Origin of the sequence: Microbacterium testaceum StLB037 (assembly GCF_000202635.1) — a bacterium.
Classification (GTDB): Bacteria; Actinomycetota; Actinomycetes; order Actinomycetales; family Microbacteriaceae; genus Microbacterium; species Microbacterium testaceum_F.
Genome location: NC_015125.1, coordinates 118,036 through 138,995, shown reverse-complemented (window position 1 = coordinate 138,995; position 20,960 = coordinate 118,036). Strand labels below are relative to the sequence as shown.

Here is a 20,960-nt window from a genome sequence, read left to right as displayed (position 1 = left end):
CGGACACTCCGACCGGGCGCGCACTAGGGTGTGTGACATCGATTCTTCGGGTGTTCTGAGGGGAATGCACGTGTCTGATCGTCGTGAATCCGGAGCGGTCCGGACAGATCGTCCGGCCGCACCGGATGCCGGTCTGCCCACGCTCGCCGAGGCTCTCGAGATGCCCGCGCTCGTCCAGGGGATGCCCGAGGTCCTCGTGGGACGGGCCGCCCTCGACGCGCGCGTGCGCTGGGTGCACGTCTCCGACAGCCCCGGCGTCGCCCGCCTGCTCGATGGCGGCGAACTGCTGCTCACCACCGCGTCCGCGTGGCCTGAGCACCCCGAGGATCTCCGCGCCCTCGTCGCCGCCTTCGCCGCGGCGGGCCTCGTCGGGATCGTCATCGAACTGGGAGCGCACTACCGGTACGTGCCGGCCGTCGTCCTCGACGCCGCCCGGGCGACCGGTCTGGTCCTCATCGCCCTGCACCGCGAGGTGAAGTTCGTCGCCGTCACCGAACAGGTGCACCGACGCATCATCGACGAGCAGACCACCGCGCTGCGCGCGCGCGACGAGGTGCGGACTCTTTTCACCGAGCTCGCGCTGCGGGGTGCCCCGGCCGACTACGTCGTGCAACGCCTCGCGCGGACGCTCCGCGCTCCCGTCATCCTCGAGTCGCTCGCCCACGAGGTGATCGTCGCGGACCTCGCCGATGCCGAGCACACGGTCCTGGACGACTGGCAGGAACGCTCGCGTCTCTCCGGGCGCGACCCCGCCGCCGATCGCACGGTGGTGCCCGTCCAAGCCCGCGGCACCCGCTGGGGGGCGCTCGTCGCGCTCGCCGGTCCCGCGCACCCGGCCGGTCGCCTCGGCGTGCTCGAACAGGGCGCGACGGCCCTCGCCCTCGGGCGGTTGGCCGACACCGACGGAGAGGACTGGGAGCACCTCGGCCGTCGCCGGCTCGTCGATGCGTTGCTCGCGGGTCGGTACGGCTCCCTCCCCGAGGCCGCGGTGCGTCTTACGGCCGCGGGGCTGCTGGCCGAGGGGGTGACCCTGCGCGGTCTCGCCGTGAGCGGTGCGGGCGCCGCCGAGATCGAGACCGCCGCAAACGAGGTGGGGGGCCGCGCGCTCTGCGGAACCCCTCGTCGCGCCGACGAACCGGCCGAGGGATGGATGCCGATCCTCCTCGCGACCCCGTCCACGATGAGCTTCGCGGGGGCCACGGTCGATCGTTTCCTCGCGGGCTTGCGTATCGGCGATGCCCGGGTGCGTCTGGTGGTGGGACCGCGGGTCGACCCGGGGGCGCCGGAGGCCGTGCTCACGCGCACTCTGGACTCGGCGCGCGAGGCGCTCGACCTCGCCGAGTCGGGAGAGGTCGGCGAGGCGGGTGTGATGTGGGTGCGGCGGCATCCTCTCCTCCGGTTCGTGGCCGCACTCCGCGGGGATCATCGCCTGCTCGCCCACGCCGAGTCGATGCTCGCTCCCGTCCTCGACCTCCCTCCGGCACGGCGCGACGATCTGCTCGACGCCCTTGCGGCGGTCGTCGCCCACCCCGGGAACCGCACGGCCGCGGCCACCGCGGCCCATGTCTCGCGCTCGGTGTTCTACCAGCGCCTGGACGCGCTCGAAGAGGTGCTGGGGGTCCGCCTCGACGACGGGGAGGTGCTCGCCGCCCTGCACCTCGCGCTCGCGGTGCATCGCGCGCACGCGGGGGCGGCGAGGCGCGCGAGCCCGACACCCCTCCCGTCGACATAGGATGTGCCGGAAAGGCGGGGGCGAGCGGTGGGGAAGAGATCGATGCGCGTGTGGCGTGCGGGCGTGCGGGCGGCGGGCGTGCGTGCGGCGGCCGTGCGCGCGGCGGCCGTCGCCGCGACGGCGGTCCTCCTGATCGCGGGAGCGGTCGTCCCCGCGGCGAGCGCCGCGACGGTGCCCGGCTGGCTGTCGACGAAGGGGTCGACGATCGTCACGGCCGCGGGCTCCGCCTACACGATCAAGGCGACGGCGTGGTTCGGGATGGAGACCTCGAACTGCGCCCCGCACGGACTCTGGTCGATCTCGCTCGACGAGGGAATGGATGCCATCGCGGCGATGGGCTTTAACGCCATCCGGCTGCCCTTCTCGAACGAGTGCCTCGCCGCGAAGAGCTCGAACTCGATCAACGCGTCGGTCAACCCGGGACTCGTCTCCCTCTCGCCGCTGAAGCTGATGGATGCCGTCATCGCGCGGGCCAAGGCCCACGGGCTCTCGGTCATCCTCGACCGGCATCGGCCCGACTCCGGAGCGCAGAGCGAGCTCTGGTACACCGCGCAGTACAGCGAGAAGCGCTGGATCGACGACTGGAAGATGCTCGCTGCCCGCTACAAGAACGAGTCCGCCGTGATCGGCGCCGACCTGCACAACGAACCCCACGGACCGGCCTGCTGGAACTGCGGCGATGCGTCGCGCGACTGGCGCGCGGCCGCGACCCGGGCCGGCAACGCGGTGCTGTCGGTCAATCCGAAGCTCCTGATCATCGTCGAGGGCGTCGAGAACCAGCGCGACGGCTCCGCCACGTGGTGGGGCGGCGGTCTCAAGGACGTCCGGTCGGCACCGGTCACCCTGTCGGTGAAGAACCGCGTGGTCTACTCGCCCCACGAGTACCCGGCGACGGTGCACGCGCAGCCCTGGTTCTCGGCGTCGAACTACCCCGCGAACCTCGAGGGGATCTGGGATGCCAACTGGGGATACCTCGTGCGCGAGAACATCGCCCCCGTGCTCCTGGGCGAGTTCGGCACGAAACTCGAGACCACGAGCGACCAGGCGTGGCTGAAGACCCTCGTCGCGTACCTCGCGAAGACGAAGATGAGCTACGCGTACTGGTCGTTCAACCCCAACAGCGGGGACACGGGCGGCCTCGTCGCCGACGACTGGCGTACCTGGCAGACGGCCAAGCTGACGGCGCTCCGGCCGATCCTCACGCCGGGCGCGGTGCCCACGCCGAAGCCGACGTCGAGTCCGAAGCCCACGTCGAGTCCGAAGCCGACGACCAAGCCCTCGTCGAGTCCGAAGCCGACCTCGAGTCCCAAGCCGACGTCGAGCCCCCAGCCGACGACCAAGCCCTCGTCGAGTCCCAAGCCCACCTCGAGTCCCAAGCCCACCTCGAGCCCCAAGCCGACGTCCACGCCCCGGCCCCCGGCATCCGCTTCTCCGAAGCCCGCCGGCATCACGGCGTCGTGGATCCCGCAGAGCTCCTGGGGCGAGGGGTACGTCGCCGAGGTCGAGGTGACAGCGACGGGGACGGTCTCACGCTGGCAGGTGTCGTTCGAGGCGCCGGGCACCACCGACGTCTCGAACGCGTGGGGGATGAGCTGCAGTCTCGCCGGCAGCACGGTGACGTGTCGGGGCGCGGACTGGGCCGCGGCGCTGACCGCCGGACAGACCGTCCGCGTGGGTCTGCAAGCGACGGCGACGCGCGCTCCGTCGTCGCCGAAGCTCACGGTCCGCGCGTCCTGACACAGGCCCCGGTTCGTCCCGTCGCTCCGGCGTGGCCGCCGGCGGATCCGTGAGCAGGACCCACGCCCGTCTCGGCTTCGGATACATGCCGCGCTCATAGGTGCGGTGAAGCAACCGTGAGTGAACGGCTGCCTACCATCCCGGCATGACCGCCACGCTCGACCCGATCGCCGCGCCGCTCCCCGAGGCGGCCGTGCCGCCCACCGCTCGCCGTTCGCGCGCATGGACGGGAGGTCTGATCGCGGTGGGCGCACTCGCGCTGGTCCTGACCGGCTGGCAGGTCTGGGCGGGGGCGCCGTCCGAGTACTACGCGTCGATCGCCCTGTCGATGAGCCGATCCTGGTCGAACTTCTTCTTCGGCGCCGTGGACCCGGCGGGCACGGTCACCCTCGACAAGATCCCCGGATCGTTCTGGATCCCTGCCCTGTTCGTGCGGGTGTTCGGCTACTCCGCCTGGACCGTGATCCTGCCCAACGCCCTCGCGGCGACCGCCGCCGCGGTCATCACCGCCGTGGCGGGTCGTCGCCTCGCGGGCGTGCGGGCCGGACTCCTCGCCGGGGCGATCGTCGCGGTCACCCCCATCCTCGTCGCCGTCTCGCGCTCCAATCAGCCCGAGTCGTTCTTCGTGCTCGGTCTGGCGCTGACGGCGTGGGCGTCCGTCCGGGCGGTCCAGGCGCGCAGCGTCGGGTGGCTCGTGGTCGCGGGGGCGTTCGTGGGGCTGTCGTTCCAGTTCTACATGCTCGAGGCCTGGGCGGTCTGGCCGGCGCTCGCCGCGGCCTACCTCTGCACGCGTCAGAGCTGGGCGCGGCGGATCCTCCACCTCGCGGTGGCCGGGGTGGTGAGCCTGGCCGCCTCCCTCTGGTGGGTCGCGATCGTGTCGCTCATCCCGTCCGGGAGCCGGCCGTACATCGGCAGCACGATCGGCGACGACCCCTGGGAGATGGTCTTCGGGTACAACGGCCTGGGGCGCTTCACCGCGACGGCCGACAGCTCGACCTACGAGTCGTTCACCCCGCCCTTCTCCGGAGATCCCGGCATCCTGCGCCTGTTCAACGCGCAGCTGGCCGGTCAGATCGCCTGGTTGATCCCCGCCGCGATCCTCGGAATCGTCGTGCTGTGGCTCCTCCGCTTCCCGCGGCCCCTCACCGTGCTGCTGACGGTGTGGACGGTGACGTTCGCGGCCATGTTCTCCACCGTCGCCGGGATGCATCAGTTCTACACGGCGGCCCTGGCGGTTCCTCTCGCCCTGGTGGTGGCCGTGGCCCTGTCCGTCGCGCATCGCGCGGGGAAGGTCTGGCCGCGCGCGGCGATCGTCGGCCTGGCCGGCCTGACCGCCGTCGTCATCGGCTTCTCGTACGGCGGTTACAGCATCCCCGTGTCGCTGGTCCAGGCGGCCGCGGCCGCCGCGGCGATCGTGCTGCTGTTCTCGCGTCACCGCGCCCGGCGGGTCACCGCGATCGTGACGGTGGTCGGTCTCCTGCTCACCCCGACCGTGTGGTCGGCGGTGACGATCGCGCACCCGAGCTCGATCAACCCGGTCGCCGGCGGAGTCTCCGAGATGTCGGCCGGAGGCATGGGCGGCGCGGGCCGAGGGCCGGGGGGACAGGGTGCCGGCGCCCGTTTCGACGGCGGCTCGATGCCGGGCGGCGCGCAGGGCGGGGGACAGAACGGCCCGCAGGGCGGCGGATCGCGCGCCGGCTCCGGCGCGGGTGGCGCGCAGACGGCTCCCGGAACCGGGCGGAGCGGCGCGACGCAGGGCTTCGGCGGCCAGGCGGGCATGTCCCGGGGTGCGGACACCGAGCTCGTCGCGTGGCTGGAGGCGCACGACACGGGCTCGACCTACGTCGCCGCCGCGTTCGGCGCTCAGCAGGCGGCATCCCTCATCCTCGCCACCGACGGCGCGTCGATCCTCCCGATCGGCGGGTTCAACGGCAGCGACGACGTCCCCACGCTCGACAGGTTCATCTCCCTGGTCCAGTCCGGCGAGCTCCGCTACGTCATCGGCGGTGAGGATCGCGGGGCCGGAGCCGGCGCGACCGGGTTCGGCGCGGCCGGAGGCACGGGTGGGGGAGGCGCGGGCGGGTCCGGATCCGGCCGCTCGACGACCACCGACACGGCTTCCGCGCAGATCCGCCAGTGGGTCGAGCAGAACTGCGCGATCGACTCGTCCGCTCCCGGCACGGTGTACGACTGCGGGTGAGGAGCGCACCCCGCGCACGCACCCCGCGCACGCGCCCCGCGCGAGTGCGGAGCCCTCGCGGGTGCCGAGCCGTCCCGCGCCCGGAGCCATGCGCGGAGCCCTCGCGGCCCCGCGGCCCGGTTCAGCCCTCGCGCGACAGGAACTCCCGTCCGGCCTCGCGGAAGGCCCGCGCGCCGGGCGCGTTCACGTGGTGCCGTCCCGGGATGTCCGCGAACTCCCCGCGCGGCAGGAGCGACGCGAGGTGCTGCGACTGATCGTGGATCGGGTCCTCGGTCCCCGTGGCGATGAGCACCGGCTGCTGCGGAGGAGACGCGGGGTCGGGATCGGTCTCGCCGAGGCGCATGCCCTCCGCGATCGCGACGAGCGCGCGCAGGTCGTTTCCGGGCACGCGCTCGGCGAGTGAGACGTAGCGCAGGGTCGTGGCATCCTCGACGGGGATTCCGTGGTCCAGGAACGCGCGCGCCTGATCGACCTTCAGCCGGGCGAGCGGACGACCGTCCGGGATGCCACCGAGCACGGCGCGCTCGACGTGCTCCGGTGCGTCGACGGCGAGCTGCCAGCCCACCCGTCCGCCGAGCGAATATCCCAGATAGCGAACGGAATCCAGCAAGTACGTGTCGAGGACCGCGACGAGGTCGCTCACCAACGTGGGCATCGTGTACGACGCCGCGTCGTGGGGCTTGTCGCTCGCACCGTGGCCGCGCTGGTCCACCGCGACGACACGGAATCCCGCGCGGAGGAGATCACGCACCCACCCCGTGTTGACCCAGTTGTCGCGCGTGCTCGACCCGAATCCGTGCACGCACAGCACGGCCTCCGCGTCCGCATCGCCCCAGGTGTACGTCGCCAGGCGGACGTTGTCGCCGACGATGACGAACTGCGGCGCGGGGATCTCGGTGAGCGCGGGCACGGCATCCATTCCTCCGATCCTGGCAGACGCACCGATTCCGGCGGGGGTAGTGGTCATAGTGGTCTCATGGGTTATACGCGCGCCGAGCTCGAGTCGTTCCGGGATGCCACGATCCCCGACCTCGTGGAGCCCGGGGTCCGGCTGCTCTTCGTCGGCATCAACCCCGGGCTGTGGACCGCGGCGACCGGCACCCCGTTCTCCCGCCCCGGGAACCGGTTCTGGCCCGCGCTGGTCCAGGCGGGGATCCTCCCTCGCCTCCCCGTCTACGCCGAGCCGTTGAGCGACGCGGACCGGCGCATGATCCTCGACGCCGGCATCGGAGTGTCGAATCTCGTCTCGCGGGCCACCGCGCGCGCCGACGAGCTGTCGCGCGAGGAACTGCGCGCGGGGGCGGCGGCGCTGACGGGACGCGCGGCGTCGTGGCGGCCGCGCGCGATCGCCGTGGTCGGACTCACCGCCTACCGCGACGGGTTCCAGCGCCCGAAAGCCGTCGCCGGGCGGCAGGACGAGGGGATCGCGGGGCTCCCGACCTGGGTCCTGCCCAACCCGAGCGGCCTCAATGCGCACGACACCGTCGCGACCCTCGCGCGCGCCTACGCCGAGCCGGCGCGCGCCGCGGGGGTGCTCGGATGACACGCGCACACAGGCGGCCCGCGGCGGCGGTGGCCCTCGCCGGGGTGGTGATTCTGGGGCTGACGGTCGCGCGCGGACTGCCCGCCTCGGACGCGACCGACATCGCGGGAGACGCGCTGTACGCCGTGGCCGCGTACACCGGACTCGTGCTGGTGTGGCCGCGAGCGCGTCGAGCCGTGCTCGGGATGGTCGCGGCGGCATGGTGCGTCGGCGTCGAGTTCCTCCAGCTCACCGGGATGCCGCTCGCGCTTGCGGACCGCTTCCCTCCCGCCGCGCTCGTGCTGGGCAGCGGCTTCGATCCGCGCGACCTCGCCGTTTACGTACTCGCCGTCGCCGCGGCGGCGGCCGTCGATGCCGGCGTGAGCGCACTCCTCCTGCACGGGGGAGAACGCCCCGCCCGCGTCGGAGGCCCCGAGTAGGGTGACCCGCGACGAGAGGAGCACCGCGTGATCGTGCGTTTCGAGGGCGAGGTCTATCGCTGGGAGGCCCGCACCGACAGCGACTGGTACTTCGTCGCGCTGCCGCCCGACCTGAGCGAGGAGATCCGCGAGACCCAGACGTATCGCCGGGGCTTCGGGGGTGTCCGCGTCGACGCGACGATCGGCTCGTCCACCTGGCGCACCTCGATCTTCCCGCAGTCAGGCGGGGTCTACGTCCTTCCCCTCAAGCGCGCGGTGCGCGACGCCGAGGGGATCGCCCCCGACGGTGTCGTCCTGGTCGACCTCCTCGTCCTCGACGCCTGACGCTCCGGATGCCATGGCCCCCGGTCCCCGCCCTGTCGGCGTTCGCGGTGCTCAGCGGGGTTCTCGCGGTGGTCGATGCGCGCACCCGGCGCCTCCCCGACGCGATCGTGCTCCCGGGCGGGGCCGTGGTGGTGCTGCTGCTGGGCGCGGCCGCGCTCGCGGCCGGGGAGCCCGCGCGGTTCGCGGGAGTCGGCTCCGGAGCGCTCAGCGCGTTCGCCGCGTGTCTGGCGGTGCGCCTCGCGCGCCCGGGGGCGTTCGGCGGGGGAGACGTGAAGCTGGCCGCCGTCTGCGGGGCGGTGCTCGGGTGGGGAGGGCTCGGGGCCGTGGCATCCGGGATCGTGCTCGCGTTCCTCGCGGCGGGGATCGGCGCCGCGGGCGTGCTGCTCGCCGGAAGGCGGGGCGCGTCGATCGCGTTCGGACCCTTCCTGCTGTTCGGCGCCTGGTGGCGGGTGATCACGGGTCTGTGACGGCGAGGCCCGGTGCGGTCAACCCCCGATGAGCGCGGTCCTCCGCCTCGTTACGCTGACCTCATGGCCGACCTCATCCGTCGCGTCACGGCGTGGGCTCTGTCGCTCCGCCTCGTGCGCGCCTTCCTCGTCTACTCGGGTGCGCGGGGCCCCATCCTCGCCGACAGCGTCACCTATCGCACCCTCTTCAGCCTGTTCGCCGCGGTGCTCATCGGCTTCTCCGCCGCGGCGGTCTGGCTGTCGGGTAACCCCGAGGGTCTCGCTGCGCTCGAGCGGTCGGTGAACAACGTCGTGCCGGGCCTGGTCGGCACCGACGGGCTGCTGGATGTCAGCGCGATCAAAGCGCCGACGGAGTTCACTATCGCGGGCGTCATCGGAACGATCGGTCTGCTCGGCGCGGCGATCGGGGCGATCGGCTCCCTGCGGGCGGCCCTGCGCCAGATCGCGGGAGTGACCACCGACGACACGCTGCCCGTCCTCGTCATCGTGCGCAATCTCGCGGTCGCCGTCGGCATCGGCGTCGCCCTCGTGGGGGCCGCCCTCGTGACGTTCCTCGCCACGGCCGGCCTCACCTTCGTCCGGGGTCTGCTGGGCATCTCCGCGGACTCCTGGGTCACCGCCGTGCTGACGTGGGCGCTCTCCACGATCGTCGTCCTGGTCCTCGACACCGCCGCGGTGGCGGTCGCGTTCGCCGCGCTGTCGGGCGTGAAGACCCGTCGCCGCACGCTGTGGCGCGGTGCGCTGCTCGGAGGCGTCGGCCTGGTCGTCCTGCAGCAGCTGTCGGGCCTGTTCGTCGGCGGGGCGGGCAACAACCCCCTGCTGACCACGTTCGCTTCTCTCATCGCGCTCCTGCTGTGGCTCAACCTCTCGAGCCAGGTCATCCTCATCGCCGGGGCGTGGATCACGGTCGCGACCGAAGAAGACCACGACCGGGTGCGCGCGAAGTACGGCGCGACCACGTTGATCCAGTTCCGCGTCCGCCGAGCCGAGAAGGCCGTGCAGGCCGCGGCGAGCGAACTCGACGCCGCCCGTGAGGCCGAGGCGAAGGAACGCGAGACGCTCGCTCAGAACGATCCCGCCGCCGCGGCGCGCGAGGCGGACGCCGACGAGGCGGCGTCTCGTGGCTGATCCCCGGCGCGACCCCGCCGCGGAATCGAAAGACCGCCCGAGCACGGAACGCGTCGCCGCCTACACCGCCGACGCCGTCCGTGCCGCCGAGGCTCCTCTGCTCGCCGAGGGGCGCCCCCTCATGCGCACCGCGGCCCGGGCTCTCGCCGACATCGCGGCCGCCGAGGTGCGTACGACCCCCGGCGCCGTGCTCGTCCTCGCGGGGGCCGGGGACAACGGGGGAGACGCGCTGTTCGCCGCCGCCGACCTCGCGTCCTCCGCGGAACGCGTCGACGTGGTGCTCGTCCGCGACAGGGTCCATCGCGAGGCCCTCGACGCGGCCGTCGCCGCCGGCGCACGCGTCGTCTCCGTGTCCGACGCGTCGGCGGGCGTCGCCGACTACGCCCTCGTGCTCGACGGCATCCTGGGCATCGGACGCCTCGCCGACCGCCGCCTGCGCGGAAGCGCGCGTGCTCTCGTCGAGCGGCTGCTCGCCCTCGCGCACCGCCCGCGGGTCCTTGCCGTGGACGTGCCGAGCGGCCTGGACCCCGACGACGGGACCGCGGATGCCGTCATCCTCCCCGCCGATGTCACGGTCACGTTCGGCGCCCTCAAGGCCGGGCTCGTCCGGGGCCGCGGTCCCGAGCTCTCGGGTCGCGTCCACCTCGTCGACCTGGGGCTGGAGCCCTACCTGCGCCGCGCGCATCCCGCGGTGACGGCCGCGATCGACGTCGTGCGCGAGACCCCGCGAGCGGCGGAGACGGACCGTGCTCAGCGCGCGTAGCGCTCGACGAACGTTCGGAGCATCCGCGACGGCGCCTCGACCGGAGCGCGCCGCACCGCGGCCAGCGTGAGGTCCAGCTCGTCCGCCGCGAAGTATCCGAACGCGGCGTAGGCGTGGATGCGCGTGACGATCCCGTCGACGTCGAGCTCGGGGTGGAACTGCGTCGCGTAGACGTTCTCGCCCACCCGGAACATCTGCACGGGACATGTCGGCGACGACGCGAGCAGGGTCGCTCGCGAGGGCAGCGTCGTGATCGCCTCCTTGTGCCCGACGAAGGCCGTGAAGGTCTCGGGCATCCCGGCGGCGAGCGGGTCGTCGCGTCCGGCTGCCGTCAACGTCACATCGACCACGCTGATCGGCTCCGAGTACGTGCCGTCGATCTCGGCATCCAGGTACGTCCCCAGCGTCCCCACGCCGTAGCAGGCGCCGAGGAACGGCACGTCGCGTGCGACGACGTCCTCGAGCAGGGCCGACATCTCGGATTCGACGCGGTGCTGGACCGCGGACTTCTTCTCCGGCGGATCCGAGGCGTTGAACGGGCTTCCCCCCACGAGGATCCCCGAGATCGCGTCGAGGTCCAGGTCGGGCAGGGCGTCGCGTTCCAGGCGGACGCGCAACAGCCGCTCGGGCGGGAGGCCGGTGTACCGCAGGAAGAGGGCGTACTCCTCGTCGGCCGGGCGGTCCTCGGCACGGGTGGCGAGCAGCACGAACGGGCGCTCCCCGGGCAGGTCCGTCGACGTCACGCGAGCGATTCTAGGCCAGCCCTGTCAAGGTGCCCGGCGGTGTCGGAGGGGCGGTCTACGCTGGCGGCATGGCTATTGCACGACTGACCGGAGGCCCGCTCGACGGGCAGGTGCTCCCGCTCGAGAACGAGTCCGACGACACGCTGATCATGCCCTACAGCGAGGGCCAGCTCGTCTACCGCCGCGAGGGCGGCCTCGAGCACACGGGCGATTCCGACGGCCCCACCCAGGCCGTGTTCACCTTCGTGGAAGAGACCGAAGACATCAACCCCGACGCCGATGGGCGCGACGATTGAGCGCAGGCTCCTCCGGGGCCTACAGCGTCGAGGTCGAGTCCAAGTACGACGTCGACGAGACGACGCCGCTGCCGGACTGGTCGGCGCTGCCCGGAGTGGTGCGCGTCGGCGAGCCCGAGCCGCGTGACCTCGACGCACGCTACCTCGACACCCCCGCGGCCGACCTCGCCCGAGCCGGCGTCGCGGTGCGTCGGCGGCTCGGCGGCCCCGATGCCGGCTGGCACGTGAAGGGTCCCGCGCGAGCGGGCGGTCGCACCGAGACGCAGTGGCCCCTCGAGGCCGACGTCGACCCCGACGCCGAGCCCGTCGTGCCGCCGGCGGTCCAGGATGCCGTCGCCTCGATCGCCGAGCCGCCGTTCACGCCGCTCGCGCGGGTGCGGAACGAGCGCACAGCGTACGCCCTCCTGGATGCCGATGGGCGAGAGGTCGCCGAATTCGTCGACGACCACGTCCGCGCCCGCGATGAGCGTCGCGGCGTGGAATCCTCGTGGCGCGAGTGGGAGGTCGAACTCGGCCCCGCCGGCCCCGCCGACGACGAGGGGCGCGCGGCGTTCTTCGCCGCGGTGGACGCGGCGGTGTTCGCGGCGGGCGGTCGGCCCGCGGCATCCGGATCCAAACTGGCTCGCGCGCTCGGCCACTGAGCACGCAGTCCTGTTGAAGGGCAACGAGAAAGCCCGCCCGGGAAACCCGGGCGGGCTTTCTCTGTCTCAGCGATCAGAGGTTGATCATGTGACCCGTCAGGCCGTGGAAGGCCTCCTGCAGGCCTTCCGACAGCGTCGGGTGGGTGTGCACGTTGCGGGCCGCCTCGAGAGCGGTGAGGTCCCACTTCTGCGCGAGGGTGAGCTCGGGCAGGAGCTCCGACACGTCGGGGCCGATGAGGTGGCCGCCGATGAGCTCGAGCGTCTCGGCGTCGGCGACGAGCTTGACGAAGCCGACGGGCTCGCCGAGGCCGTTGGCCTTGCCGTTCGCCGAGAAGGGGAACTTCGCGACCTTGATGTCGTGACCGGCGTCGCGCGCCTGCTGCTCGGTGAGGCCGAAGGAGGCGACCTGCGGGTTGCAGAACGTGGCGCGCGGCATGTTGCGGTAGTCGCCCAGTGTCTGGGTCTCGGCACCCGCGATGGTCTCCGCGGCCACGACGCCCTGCGCCTCGGCGACGTGGGCGAGCTGCAGCTTGGCGGTGACGTCGCCGATCGAGTAGATGTGCGGCACGTTCGTGCGCATGTGGTCGTCGATCTCGATGGCGCCACGCTCGGTCAGCTTCACACCGGTGTTCTCGAGGCCGAACCCCTCGACCTTCGGAGCGAAACCGATCGACATCAGCACGCGGTCGGCGTCGATCGACCCCTGCGAGCCGTCCTTCGCGGTGTACGCGACCGTGACCTTGTCGCCGTGGTCGGTGACCGACTCGACCTTGGTGGAGGTGAGGATGTCGACGCCGTAGCCCTTGTACTGCTTCTGGATCTCCTTCGAGACCTCGGCGTCCTCGTTCGGGAGGGCGCGGTCGAGGAACTCGATGATCGTGACCTTCACGCCGTAGTTGGTCATGACGTAGGCGAACTCCATGCCGATGGCGCCCGCGCCGACGATGACGATCGAGGCGGGGAGTTCGCGGTTGAGGATCTGCTCCTCGTAGGTCACGACGTTCTCGCTGAGGGTCACCCCGGGCAGCAGACGCACGGTCGAGCCCGTGGCGATGATGACGTTGTCGAAGGTGACCTTCTCTTTCGAGCCGTCGGTCAGCGTCACATCGAGCGTGTGGTCGTCGGCGAAGAAGCCGCGGCCCTCGTACTCGGTGACCTTGTTCTTCTTCATCAGGTAGTGGATGCCCTTGACGTGGCCGGCCGCCACCGACCGCGAACGGTCGAACGCCTTGCCGAAGTCGAAGTGCACGTCGCCCGAGATGCCGAACAAGTCGGCCTTCGCGTGGAAGGTGTGCGCGAGATCGGCGTTGCGCAGCAGCGCCTTCGAGGGGATGCAGCCCACGTTGAGGCAGACACCGCCCCAGTACTTCTCTTCGACGATCGCGACCGACAGTCCGAGCTGCGCTCCACGCACTGCAGCGACGTACCCGCCGGGACCCGCACCAAGAATGACCAGATCGTAATGAGGCATGAGGAAATCCTATCGTCCGGAGGTGCCCGCGGAACCGCCCCCGGAGGAGCCGCGGCGCCCGCGTGCGACGAACAGCCAGACGATCGCCCCGGCGACGATCACGAGCGCGACGACCAGCAGGATCCACGGCAGGGGAGACGCCGTCGACACGGTCTCCGACGGCGTCGCCGTGGCATCCGGGGTCGCCGTCGTCGGGAGCGCCGTCTCCGACGGGGTCGGGGCCGCGGTGGGCGTCGCCGTGGTCGCGGTGGGCGTGGGACTCGCGGCGTTCACCGTGAACGAGAACGTGCCGTCGATGGGGTGCCCGTCGCTCGAGACCACGCGCCAGACGACCGTCACCGGACCGGATGCCGCCCCCGCCAGCGTCTGCGTCACGTCGGTGCCCGAGACGACCGGGGCCCCCTCCGTGAGCGAGGCGCCGTCGGCGTCGGTGACCTCGACGACGGCCGTGCCCTCCTCTGTGAGGATGTCGGCGCTGTAGGTGAAGGTGATCTGGCCGGGCAGCGCGTCGAGGACGGCGTCGGCGGCGGGATCGGTCGACACCAGCTCATCGTGGGCGAACGCGGGTGCCGCCGGCAGCACGAAGAGGGCGACGACGGCGAGCACCAGACTCGCGAGAACGGTGGACAGTGATCGGCGGGGAGCGGAGGAAGTCACCCTCCGACCCTATTGAACGTGTCTGGACCGCGGCTGGCCGCCATCCGGACGGGGCTCGGCCGAGCTCTGAGCGGGTTGCGAACCGCGAGCGGGGGAACACGGAAGCCCGGTGAGGTGAAAGAATCGATGGTGTTCGACTTTTTCGCGCTCCGGCTCCGCCGCACCGTTCGGCGGTCGGCGGGACCCGGCGCGGCAACGGACTCGACACGGCGGACCTGTGATCGGTAGGTTCGAGTGTCCCGTCGGGCGATCGGCGTTACCCGGACAGCGATGCTCGGTGTCGAGACAACAGCACAGACGAAGCCCCACCACGACCGCGCGAGGTCGGTTCGACCGTTCACGTCGGACCGGTCGGTGATGGTGAAGAAGAAGGAGAAGCCCGTGGACGAGACCCGCAGATTCGAGCGCGACGATATCCATCGCGCAGCCGACGTTCCCGCGTCGGAGCGGTCGCACGACACGACGCAGACGTTCGGCCACGACGCCGACCTGTCCTTCGTGCCTTTCGGCGCCGACCTCAACGAGGCCGAGCTGGAGGCGATCGACGCCCTGCCGTCGCGGGTCGCGCTCCTCATCGTGCGCTCCGGTCCCACCACGGGCGCGCGCTACCTGCTCGACACCGACGTCACCACGGTCGGTCGACACCCCGAGGCTGACATCTTCTTCGACGACGTCACGGTCTCGCGCCGTCACGCCGAGATCATCCGCTCGGGAACGTCGTTCGAGATCGTCGACCAGCGGTCCCTGAACGGCAGCTACGTCAACGGTGAGCGCGTCGACCGCTCGGTCCTCGCGAACGGCGCCGAGGTGCGCATCGGCAAGTTCCGCCTCAACTTCTTCGTCTCGCCCGTCGATCTGCCGCCGGCAGAGCACTGATGGGGGCAGCCCCCGCTCGCGGTCGTCCGGCGGCCTCGGGGCTGTTGAGCATCGGCCAGGTGCTGGCGCGCCTGACTCCGGATTTCCCCGCCCTCACCTCGAGCAAGCTGCGTTTCCTCGAGGTGCAGGGCATCGTGTCGCCGACGCGCACCGAGTCCGGGTACCGCAAGTTCTCCGCGGCCGACCTCGAGCGGCTGCGGATGGCGCTCACGCTCCAGCGCGACCACTACCTGCCTCTCGCGGTGATCCGCGAGTACCTCGCCGACGTGGACGCCGGTCGCAACCCGGCGCCGCCCACGTCGATGCCGTCGATGACGGCGACCCCGCGGCGGTACCGCCGCGACGAGCTCCTGTCCACGACGGGTGCCGGCCCGCAGTTGCTCAACGACGCGATCAGCACCGGAGTCATCACCCCGGCCGAGACGTATCCCGAGCAGACGGTGTCTCTCCTCCGCACCCTCGTCGCCCTCGATCGTCACGGCATCGAGCCGCGCCACGTGCGCTCGCTTCGCCAGAGCGCCGAACGAGAGGCGGCCCTGATCGAGTCGGCGCTCTCCGCTCTCTTGCGGCGTCCCGACGCGGCATCCCGTGCCCGCGCGAGCGAGCTCGCCCCCGAGCTCGCGGCGCGTCTGGACGAGGTGCGCACGCTGTTCGTACGCGACGCGATCGACCGGATGCTGTCCTGAGCGCGACACGCCGAAACGCTCCGGCCGGATGTCATTGCCGAGGGCGCACGGCTGATCTAGCGTGGGGATATCGAGCCGATGAGGAGGGACGCGAGCATGACCGCTGGCGACACAGTCGGTGAACCCCGGTTCGCCACCGAACTCCTCTTCACCGACGGTCTGCCCGAGATGGACGACGACACCGGTTACCGCGGAGCGGTTGCCGCCCGTGCCGCCGGCATCACCTACCGGCAGCTCGACTACTGGGCCCGCACCGAGCTGGTCGTCCCCACCGTCCGCGGTGCGAGCGGCTCGGGATCGCAGCGCCTGTACGGCTTCCGCGACATCCTCGTGCTCAAGCTCGTCAAGCGCCTGCTCGACACCGGCATCTCGCTCCAGCAGATCCGCACCGCCGTCGACCAGCTGCGCGCCGCGGGCATCCGCGACCTGGCCGGCACGACGCTGATGAGCGACGGCGCTTCGGTCTACCTCTGCACGTCGAACGACGAGGTCATCGACCTCGTGAGCCGCGGCCAGGGAGTCTTCGGCATCGCCGTCGGCAAGGTGCTGCGCGAGGTCGAGTCGACGCTCGTCGACTTCGAGGCCGCGTCCGCCGACACGGTCGACGAGCTCGCCGCACGCCGCGCCGCGCGCACGGCCTGACGCCTGAGTTTCTCGAACCCCGGATGCGACGGCATCCGGGGTTCTGTCATGGAGTCCGACCGCCCCGCGGCCTTCGCCCCCGAGGGGCTGAGCCTGTCGACGCCCCCGGCTTCGCCCGAATCCTGCCCCTCCGAGGGGCTGAGCCAGTCGAAGCTCCGGCGTTGCTCTGATCCTGCCCGTCCGAGGGCGCTGAGCCTGTCGAAGCCGCCGGTGCCGCCGAGACGCGGACCTGTCGCCAGGCTCGGGGTCCTCTCTTCGCACGCCGACGGAAGACGCCGCCCGGCTGCAGGGCAGCGGAGCGGCGTCTCGAGGTCGGGGGTCAGGCCGAGGGAGCGTCGTTCTCGACCGGGATGCGGCCGGTCCGGACGATCCGGTCGAGCAGCGCGTCGAAGTCGGCGGCGAGCTCTTGCGCCGAATCCCCGGGCCACACGTGCAGCGGCTTGGCCGCACCCTGGGCCTGCTGGAGCGACGTGCGCTCGGGCAGCTGCGGGTTGAGCACGAGCGGGCCGAACATGTCACGCAGTTCCTTGATGCGGAACTGGTGCTCGATCGACTGCGGGCGCACGCGGTTCACCACGACGCCGAGGGGCTGGAGACGCGGGGACAGGCCGCGGCGGATCTCCTCGATCGCGCGCAGGGCGCGGTCGGCGGCCGCGACGGAGAACAGGCCCGGCTCGGTGACGACGATGACCCGGTCGCTCGCCGCCCACGCGGTCCGCGTGAGGGCGTTCAGCGACGGGGCGCAGTCGATCAGCACGAGGTCGTACTCGCTCTCGATAGTGGCCAGGGCCTCCTCGAGCTTCCAGACGTCGCGCACGCTCGGGTGCGGGCCGTCGAAGTTGATCGCCGAGGGGCTGCCGATGAGCACATCGATCGTGCCGGGGTGGACCTTGGCCCAGCCGCTGGTCGTGATGGCCTGGCGGACCACCTTCTCTTTCGGGTTCGCCAAGACGTCGGCGATGTTGAGTCGGCCGGCCACCGAGATGTCCATGCCGGTCGACACGTCGGACTGCGGGTCGAGGTCGACGACAAGAGTGCGAACGCCACGTGCGAAGGCGGCGGATGCCAGCCCGAGCGTCACGGTCGTCTTGCCGACCCCGCCTTTCAAAGAGCTGACGGAGAGTACGTGCACGAGGGTCTACGTTACCGTCCCCTAGGCTGTGAGCACATTCAGCTCCGCCAGCTTGACGTGAGGTGCGCATGTTCTCGAAGATCCTGGTCGCCAATCGCGGAGAGATCGCCATCCGGGCGTTCCGTGCCGCCTACGAAGTCGGTGCGCGCACCGTCGCCGTCTACCCGTACGAAGATCGTTCGTCTCTGCACCGGCTCAAAGCCGACGAGGCGTACCAGATCGGCGAGCGCGGGCACCCCGTGCGCGCGTACCTCGACGTCGACGAGATCATCCGCGTCGCCCGGGAATGCGGGGCGGATGCCATCTACCCCGGCTACGGCTTCCTGTCGGAGAACCCGGAACTCGCCGAGAAGGCCGCCGCGAACGGCATCACCTTCATCGGCCCGCCCGCCGAGGTGCTGTCGATGGCCGGCAACAAGGTCACGGCCAAGGAGCACGCGATCGCCGCGGGCGTGCCGGTCCTGCGCTCGACCCCCGCGTCCGACGACATCGACGCCTTGCTGGCCCAGGCCGAGGAGATCGGCTTCCCGCTCTTCGCCAAGGCCGTGGCCGGCGGCGGGGGACGCGGGATGCGCCGCGTCGAGAGCCTCGGCGAGCTCGCCCCGGCCCTGGCCGAGGCGATGCGCGAGGCGCAGAGCGCCTTCGGCGACCCGCGCATGTTCCTCGAGCAGGCGGTGCAGCGTCCCCGTCACGTCGAGGTGCAGATCCTCGCGGATGCCACGGGCGAGACGGTGCACCTCTTCGAGCGCGACTGCTCGGTGCAGCGGCGCCACCAGAAGGTCATCGAGATCGCCCCGGCGCCGAACCTCGACGACGCCGTGCGGCAGGACCTCCACCGCTACGCCGTCGCGTTCGCCCGGTCGATCGGTTACCAGAACGCCGGAACGGTCGAGTTCCTCCTCGAGACGGCCGGCCCCCGCGCGGGCGAGGTCGTCTTCATCGAGATGAACCCGCGCATCCAGGTCGAGCACACCGTGACCGAGGAGGTCACCGACGTCGACCTCGTCCAGTCGCAGATGCGCATCGCGGCGGGCCAGACGCTCGCCGACCTGCACCTGCAGCAGGATGACATCCACCTGCGCGGAGCGGCCCTGCAATGCCGCATCACCACCGAGGACCCGACGCAGGGTTTCCGCCCCGACACGGGGAAGATCACCACGTACCGCTCGCCGGGCGGAGCCGGCATCCGTCTCGACGGCGGCACCACGGCAGCCGGTTCGCAGGTCAGCCCTCACTTCGACTCGATGCTGTCGAAGCTGTCGTGTCGCGGGCGCGACTTCCCCGCGGCGGTCGCTCGCGCGCGGCGCGCGCTGGCGGAATTCCGCATCCGCGGCGTCTCGACGAACATCCCGTTCCTGCAGGCGGTGCTCGATGACCCGGCCTTCGTCGCCGGCGACCTCAGCACGTCGTTCATCGACGAGCGCCCCGAACTGCTCAAGGGCCGCGAGTCGAAGGACCGCGGTACGAAGATCCTGTCGTGGCTCGTCGACACCACGGTCAACCGTCCGAACGGCGAGAACCCGCTGTCGGTCGACCCGGGCGCCAAGCTCCCCGCGCTCGACCTCGTCGCGCCGGCCCCCGCAGGATCGCGTCAGCTCCTGCGAGAGCTCGGACCCGCGGGCTTCGTGAAGGCTCTCCGCGAGCAGACCGCCCTCGCGGTCACCGAGACCACGTTCCGCGACGCCCACCAGTCGCTGCTCGCGACGCGCGTCCGCACGCGCGACCTCGTCCGCGTCGCACCGTACGTGGCCCGCATGACCCCCGGCCTGCTCTCGGTCGAGGCATGGGGTGGGGCGACGTACGACGTCGCCCTGCGCTTCCTCGGCGAGGACCCGTGGGAGCGACTCGACGCGCTGCGCGAGGCCCTGCCGAACGTCGCGATCCAGATGCTTCTCCGCGGGCGCAACACCGTGGGTTACACCCCGTACCCCACGGAGGTGACGGATGCCTTCGTCGCCGAGGCTGCGGCATCCGGGGTCGACATCTTCCGCATCTTCGACGCCCTCAACGACGTCGCGCAGATGCGGCCCGCGATCGACGCCGTGTTGAGCTCCGGTACCGCTGTCGCGGAGGTTGCGCTCTGCTACACCGGCGACCTCCTCGACCCGGCGGAGAACCTCTACACGCTCGACTACTACCTCGGTCTCGCCGAGCAGATCGTCGACGCGGGCGCGCACGTGCTCGCGATCAAGGACATGGCGGGTCTGCTGCGCCCGGCGGCTGCCGCGAAGCTCGTCACGGCGCTGCGCGATCGCTTCGACCTGCCGGTGCACGTGCACACGCACGACACCGCGGGAGGGCAGCTCGCGACGCTCCTGGCCGCCTCGGCGGCGGGGGCGGATGCCGTTGACGCGGCCGCCGCGCCCATGGCGGGCACCACGAGCCAGCCGTCGCTGTCGGCCCTCGTCGCCGCCCTCGCGCACACCGAGCGCGACACCGGTCTCGACCTGGCCGCCGTCAGCGACCTGGAGCCGTACTGGGAGGCCGTGCGCCACCTCTACCGTCCGTTCGAGTCCGGGCTCGCGGGCCCGACAGGTCGCGTGTACCGTCACGAGATCCCGGGTGGCCAGCTGTCGAACCTGCGGCAGCAGGCCATCGCGCTGGGGCTCGCCGACGATTTCGAGCTCATCGAGGACATGTACGCTGCGGCGGACCGCATCCTCGGTCGCGTGCCGAAGGTGACGCCGTCGTCCAAGGTCGTCGGCGATCTCGCCCTGCACCTCGCGGCGGTCAAGGCCGACCCGGCCGACTTCGAGCAGAACCCCGAGAAGTACGACGTGCCCGACTCGGTCGTGTCGTTCATGGCGGGCGAGCTCGGCGATCTGCCGGGCGGTTGGCCGGAGCCGTTCCGCTCGAAGGTGCTGGCCGGACGCGACGCGAAGATCGGTGTGACCCCGCTCAGCGACGACGACACCACGGCGCTGGCGGGGGAGTCCGCCGAGCGTCGTGCGCGTCTGAACCGCCTGCTCTTCCCGGGGCCGACCCGGACGTTCGAGGAGACGAGGGAGGCCTACGGCGATCTCAGCGTCCTCGACACGGCCGACTACCTCTACGGGCTTCGTGCGGGTGGGGAGCACACGGTCGAGATCGAGCGTGGCGTGCAGCTCTTCGTCGGGCTCGAGGCCGTCGGCGAGGCCGACGACAAGGGCATGAGGACGGTCATGACCACCCTCAACGGTCAGTTGCGCCCGGTGTTCGTGCGCGATCGCTCGATCGACGTCGAGGCCCGCCAGGCGGAGAAGGCGGACACCTCCAAGCCCGGTCAGGTCGCCGCGCCGTTCTCGGGGGTCGTGACGCTCAAGGTCGCCCCGGGCGACCGGGTCACGGCCGGTCAGGCGGTGGCATCCATCGAGGCGATGAAGATGGAGGCGGGGATCGCGTCGCAGATCGACGGCGTCGTCGAGCGTGTCGCAATCGTTACCACACAGCAGGTGGAAGCGGGAGACCTTTTGCTGGTAATCCGCCCCGCGCAGTAACCTGGGAGGGGGCGCTTTCGCGCCCTC

The 20,960-nt window shown here is 71.6% G+C and carries 20 protein-coding genes; 15 read left to right on the top strand and 5 right to left on the bottom strand.

Annotated elements, in window-relative coordinates:
• Positions 1–70 precede the first annotated feature (70 nt).
• The 3 genes from MTES_RS00700 to MTES_RS00690 all read left to right on the top strand — a co-directional run bounded on the left by MTES_RS00700 (position 71) and on the right by MTES_RS00690 (position 5,669).
• Positions 71–1,732: a PucR family transcriptional regulator gene (locus tag MTES_RS00700; protein WP_231848115.1), complete on the top strand. Its 1,662-nt coding sequence runs from the start codon at positions 71–73 to the stop codon at positions 1,730–1,732.
• 42 nt (positions 1,733–1,774) lie between these two features.
• Positions 1,775–3,469, top strand: coding sequence for a cellulase family glycosylhydrolase (locus tag MTES_RS00695; protein WP_013583232.1), 1,695 nt, complete (start codon positions 1,775–1,777; stop codon positions 3,467–3,469).
• A gap of 145 nt (positions 3,470–3,614) precedes the next feature.
• Positions 3,615–5,669 carry a glycosyltransferase family 39 protein gene (locus MTES_RS00690; RefSeq protein ID WP_013583231.1) on the top strand — a complete coding sequence of 685 codons (2,055 nt, stop codon included), beginning with the start codon at positions 3,615–3,617 and terminating at the stop codon, positions 5,667–5,669.
• Positions 5,670–5,790: 121 nt separating this feature from the next.
• Here MTES_RS00690 and MTES_RS00685 read toward each other — a convergent pair whose 3' ends face one another.
• The gene (locus MTES_RS00685) at positions 5,791–6,588 is read right to left on the bottom strand and encodes an alpha/beta fold hydrolase (protein WP_013583230.1); all 798 of its coding nucleotides are present in this window, start codon (positions 6,586–6,588) and stop codon (positions 5,791–5,793) included.
• A gap of 57 nt (positions 6,589–6,645) precedes the next feature.
• On the opposite strand from MTES_RS00685, the gene MTES_RS00680 reads away from it, so the two are divergent.
• The 6 genes from MTES_RS00680 (at position 6,646) to MTES_RS00655 (ending at position 10,313) form a co-directional block, all read left to right on the top strand.
• On the top strand, positions 6,646–7,212 hold the full coding sequence (locus MTES_RS00680) for a mismatch-specific DNA-glycosylase (protein WP_013583229.1): 567 nt from the start codon (positions 6,646–6,648) through the stop codon (positions 7,210–7,212).
• Entirely contained in the window at positions 7,209–7,631 is a 423-nt protein-coding gene (locus MTES_RS00675) for a DUF2809 domain-containing protein (RefSeq protein ID WP_013583228.1), read from the top strand. Before MTES_RS00680 ends, MTES_RS00675 begins: the two co-directional genes overlap by 4 nt.
• Before the next feature lie 27 nt (positions 7,632–7,658).
• Positions 7,659–7,955 (top strand): DUF1905 domain-containing protein, encoded by a 297-nt coding sequence (locus MTES_RS00670; protein ID WP_013583227.1) that lies wholly within the window; start codon positions 7,659–7,661, stop codon positions 7,953–7,955.
• A gap of 8 nt (positions 7,956–7,963) precedes the next feature.
• Positions 7,964–8,422, top strand: a complete 459-nt coding sequence (locus MTES_RS00665; protein WP_013583226.1) for a prepilin peptidase — start codon at positions 7,964–7,966, stop codon at positions 8,420–8,422.
• Positions 8,423–8,485: 63 nt separating this feature from the next.
• Positions 8,486–9,550, top strand: a complete 1,065-nt coding sequence (locus MTES_RS00660; RefSeq protein WP_013583225.1) for a YihY/virulence factor BrkB family protein — start codon at positions 8,486–8,488, stop codon at positions 9,548–9,550.
• A complete protein-coding gene (locus MTES_RS00655) occupies positions 9,543–10,313 on the top strand; it encodes an NAD(P)H-hydrate epimerase (RefSeq protein ID WP_013583224.1) in 771 nt (256 codons plus the stop codon). Before MTES_RS00660 ends, MTES_RS00655 begins: the two co-directional genes overlap by 8 nt.
• Here MTES_RS00655 and MTES_RS00650 read toward each other — a convergent pair.
• Positions 10,301–11,056, bottom strand: a complete 756-nt coding sequence (locus tag MTES_RS00650; protein ID WP_013583223.1) for a glutamine amidotransferase — start codon at positions 11,054–11,056, stop codon at positions 10,301–10,303. The genes MTES_RS00655 and MTES_RS00650 overlap by 13 nt on opposite strands.
• Before the next feature lie 68 nt (positions 11,057–11,124).
• Between MTES_RS00650 and MTES_RS00645 the strand changes: the two genes are divergently transcribed.
• Both MTES_RS00645 and MTES_RS00640 read left to right on the top strand, forming a co-directional pair.
• Complete coding sequence (locus tag MTES_RS00645; protein WP_043360824.1) at positions 11,125–11,352, top strand: hypothetical protein; 228 nt, start codon at positions 11,125–11,127, stop codon at positions 11,350–11,352.
• Complete coding sequence (locus MTES_RS00640; RefSeq protein ID WP_013583221.1) at positions 11,349–11,993, top strand: CYTH domain-containing protein; 645 nt, start codon at positions 11,349–11,351, stop codon at positions 11,991–11,993. Before MTES_RS00645 ends, MTES_RS00640 begins: the two co-directional genes overlap by 4 nt.
• A gap of 73 nt (positions 11,994–12,066) precedes the next feature.
• Here MTES_RS00640 and lpdA read toward each other — a convergent pair whose 3' ends face one another.
• Both lpdA and MTES_RS00630 read right to left on the bottom strand, forming a co-directional pair.
• Entirely contained in the window at positions 12,067–13,464 is a 1,398-nt protein-coding gene (gene lpdA, locus MTES_RS00635; protein ID WP_013583220.1) for a dihydrolipoyl dehydrogenase, read from the bottom strand.
• Between the two features lie 9 nt (positions 13,465–13,473).
• Positions 13,474–14,121 (bottom strand): copper resistance CopC family protein, encoded by a 648-nt coding sequence (locus MTES_RS00630; protein WP_013583219.1) that lies wholly within the window; start codon positions 14,119–14,121, stop codon positions 13,474–13,476.
• Between the two features lie 381 nt (positions 14,122–14,502).
• On the opposite strand from MTES_RS00630, the gene MTES_RS00625 reads away from it, so the two are divergent.
• From MTES_RS00625 to MTES_RS00615, 3 genes are all read left to right on the top strand, one after another.
• The gene (locus MTES_RS00625; RefSeq protein ID WP_013583218.1) at positions 14,503–14,997 is read left to right on the top strand and encodes an FHA domain-containing protein; all 495 of its coding nucleotides are present in this window, start codon (positions 14,503–14,505) and stop codon (positions 14,995–14,997) included.
• On the top strand, positions 14,997–15,683 hold the full coding sequence (locus tag MTES_RS00620; protein WP_013583217.1) for a MerR family transcriptional regulator: 687 nt from the start codon (positions 14,997–14,999) through the stop codon (positions 15,681–15,683). Before MTES_RS00625 ends, MTES_RS00620 begins: the two co-directional genes overlap by 1 nt.
• Before the next feature lie 96 nt (positions 15,684–15,779).
• On the top strand, positions 15,780–16,325 hold the full coding sequence (locus MTES_RS00615; protein ID WP_013583216.1) for a MerR family transcriptional regulator: 546 nt from the start codon (positions 15,780–15,782) through the stop codon (positions 16,323–16,325).
• A 319-nt stretch (positions 16,326–16,644) separates the two neighbouring features.
• Here MTES_RS00615 and MTES_RS00610 read toward each other — a convergent pair whose 3' ends face one another.
• Positions 16,645–17,457 (bottom strand): ParA family protein, encoded by an 813-nt coding sequence (locus MTES_RS00610; RefSeq protein WP_013583215.1) that lies wholly within the window; start codon positions 17,455–17,457, stop codon positions 16,645–16,647.
• A gap of 68 nt (positions 17,458–17,525) precedes the next feature.
• Here MTES_RS00610 and MTES_RS00605 point away from each other — a divergent pair, with 68 nt between their 5' ends.
• Positions 17,526–20,933, top strand: coding sequence for a pyruvate carboxylase (locus MTES_RS00605; RefSeq protein WP_013583214.1), 3,408 nt, complete (start codon positions 17,526–17,528; stop codon positions 20,931–20,933).
• Positions 20,934–20,960: the final 27 nt, after the last annotated feature.

Excerpts from the sequence above, each read along its gene's own strand:
- MTES_RS00695 (WP_013583232.1), top strand. The coding sequence starts at position 1,775 with ATGCGCGTGTGGCGTGCGGGCGTGCGGGCGGCGGGCGTGCGTGCGGCG.
- MTES_RS00690 (WP_013583231.1), top strand. The coding sequence starts at position 3,615 with ATGACCGCCACGCTCGACCCGATCGCCGCGCCGCTCCCCGAGGCGGCC.
- MTES_RS00685 (WP_013583230.1), bottom strand. The coding sequence starts at position 6,588 with ATGGATGCCGTGCCCGCGCTCACCGAGATCCCCGCGCCGCAGTTCGTC.
- MTES_RS00680 (WP_013583229.1), top strand. The coding sequence starts at position 6,646 with ATGGGTTATACGCGCGCCGAGCTCGAGTCGTTCCGGGATGCCACGATC.
- MTES_RS00675 (WP_013583228.1), top strand. The coding sequence starts at position 7,209 with ATGACACGCGCACACAGGCGGCCCGCGGCGGCGGTGGCCCTCGCCGGG.
- MTES_RS00665 (WP_013583226.1), top strand. The coding sequence starts at position 7,964 with ATGCCATGGCCCCCGGTCCCCGCCCTGTCGGCGTTCGCGGTGCTCAGC.
- MTES_RS00660 (WP_013583225.1), top strand. The coding sequence starts at position 8,486 with ATGGCCGACCTCATCCGTCGCGTCACGGCGTGGGCTCTGTCGCTCCGC.
- MTES_RS00645 (WP_043360824.1), top strand. The coding sequence starts at position 11,125 with ATGGCTATTGCACGACTGACCGGAGGCCCGCTCGACGGGCAGGTGCTC.
- lpdA (WP_013583220.1), bottom strand. The coding sequence starts at position 13,464 with ATGCCTCATTACGATCTGGTCATTCTTGGTGCGGGTCCCGGCGGGTAC.
- MTES_RS00620 (WP_013583217.1), top strand. The coding sequence starts at position 14,997 with ATGGGGGCAGCCCCCGCTCGCGGTCGTCCGGCGGCCTCGGGGCTGTTG.
- MTES_RS00615 (WP_013583216.1), top strand. The coding sequence starts at position 15,780 with ATGACCGCTGGCGACACAGTCGGTGAACCCCGGTTCGCCACCGAACTC.
- MTES_RS00605 (WP_013583214.1), top strand. The coding sequence starts at position 17,526 with ATGTTCTCGAAGATCCTGGTCGCCAATCGCGGAGAGATCGCCATCCGG.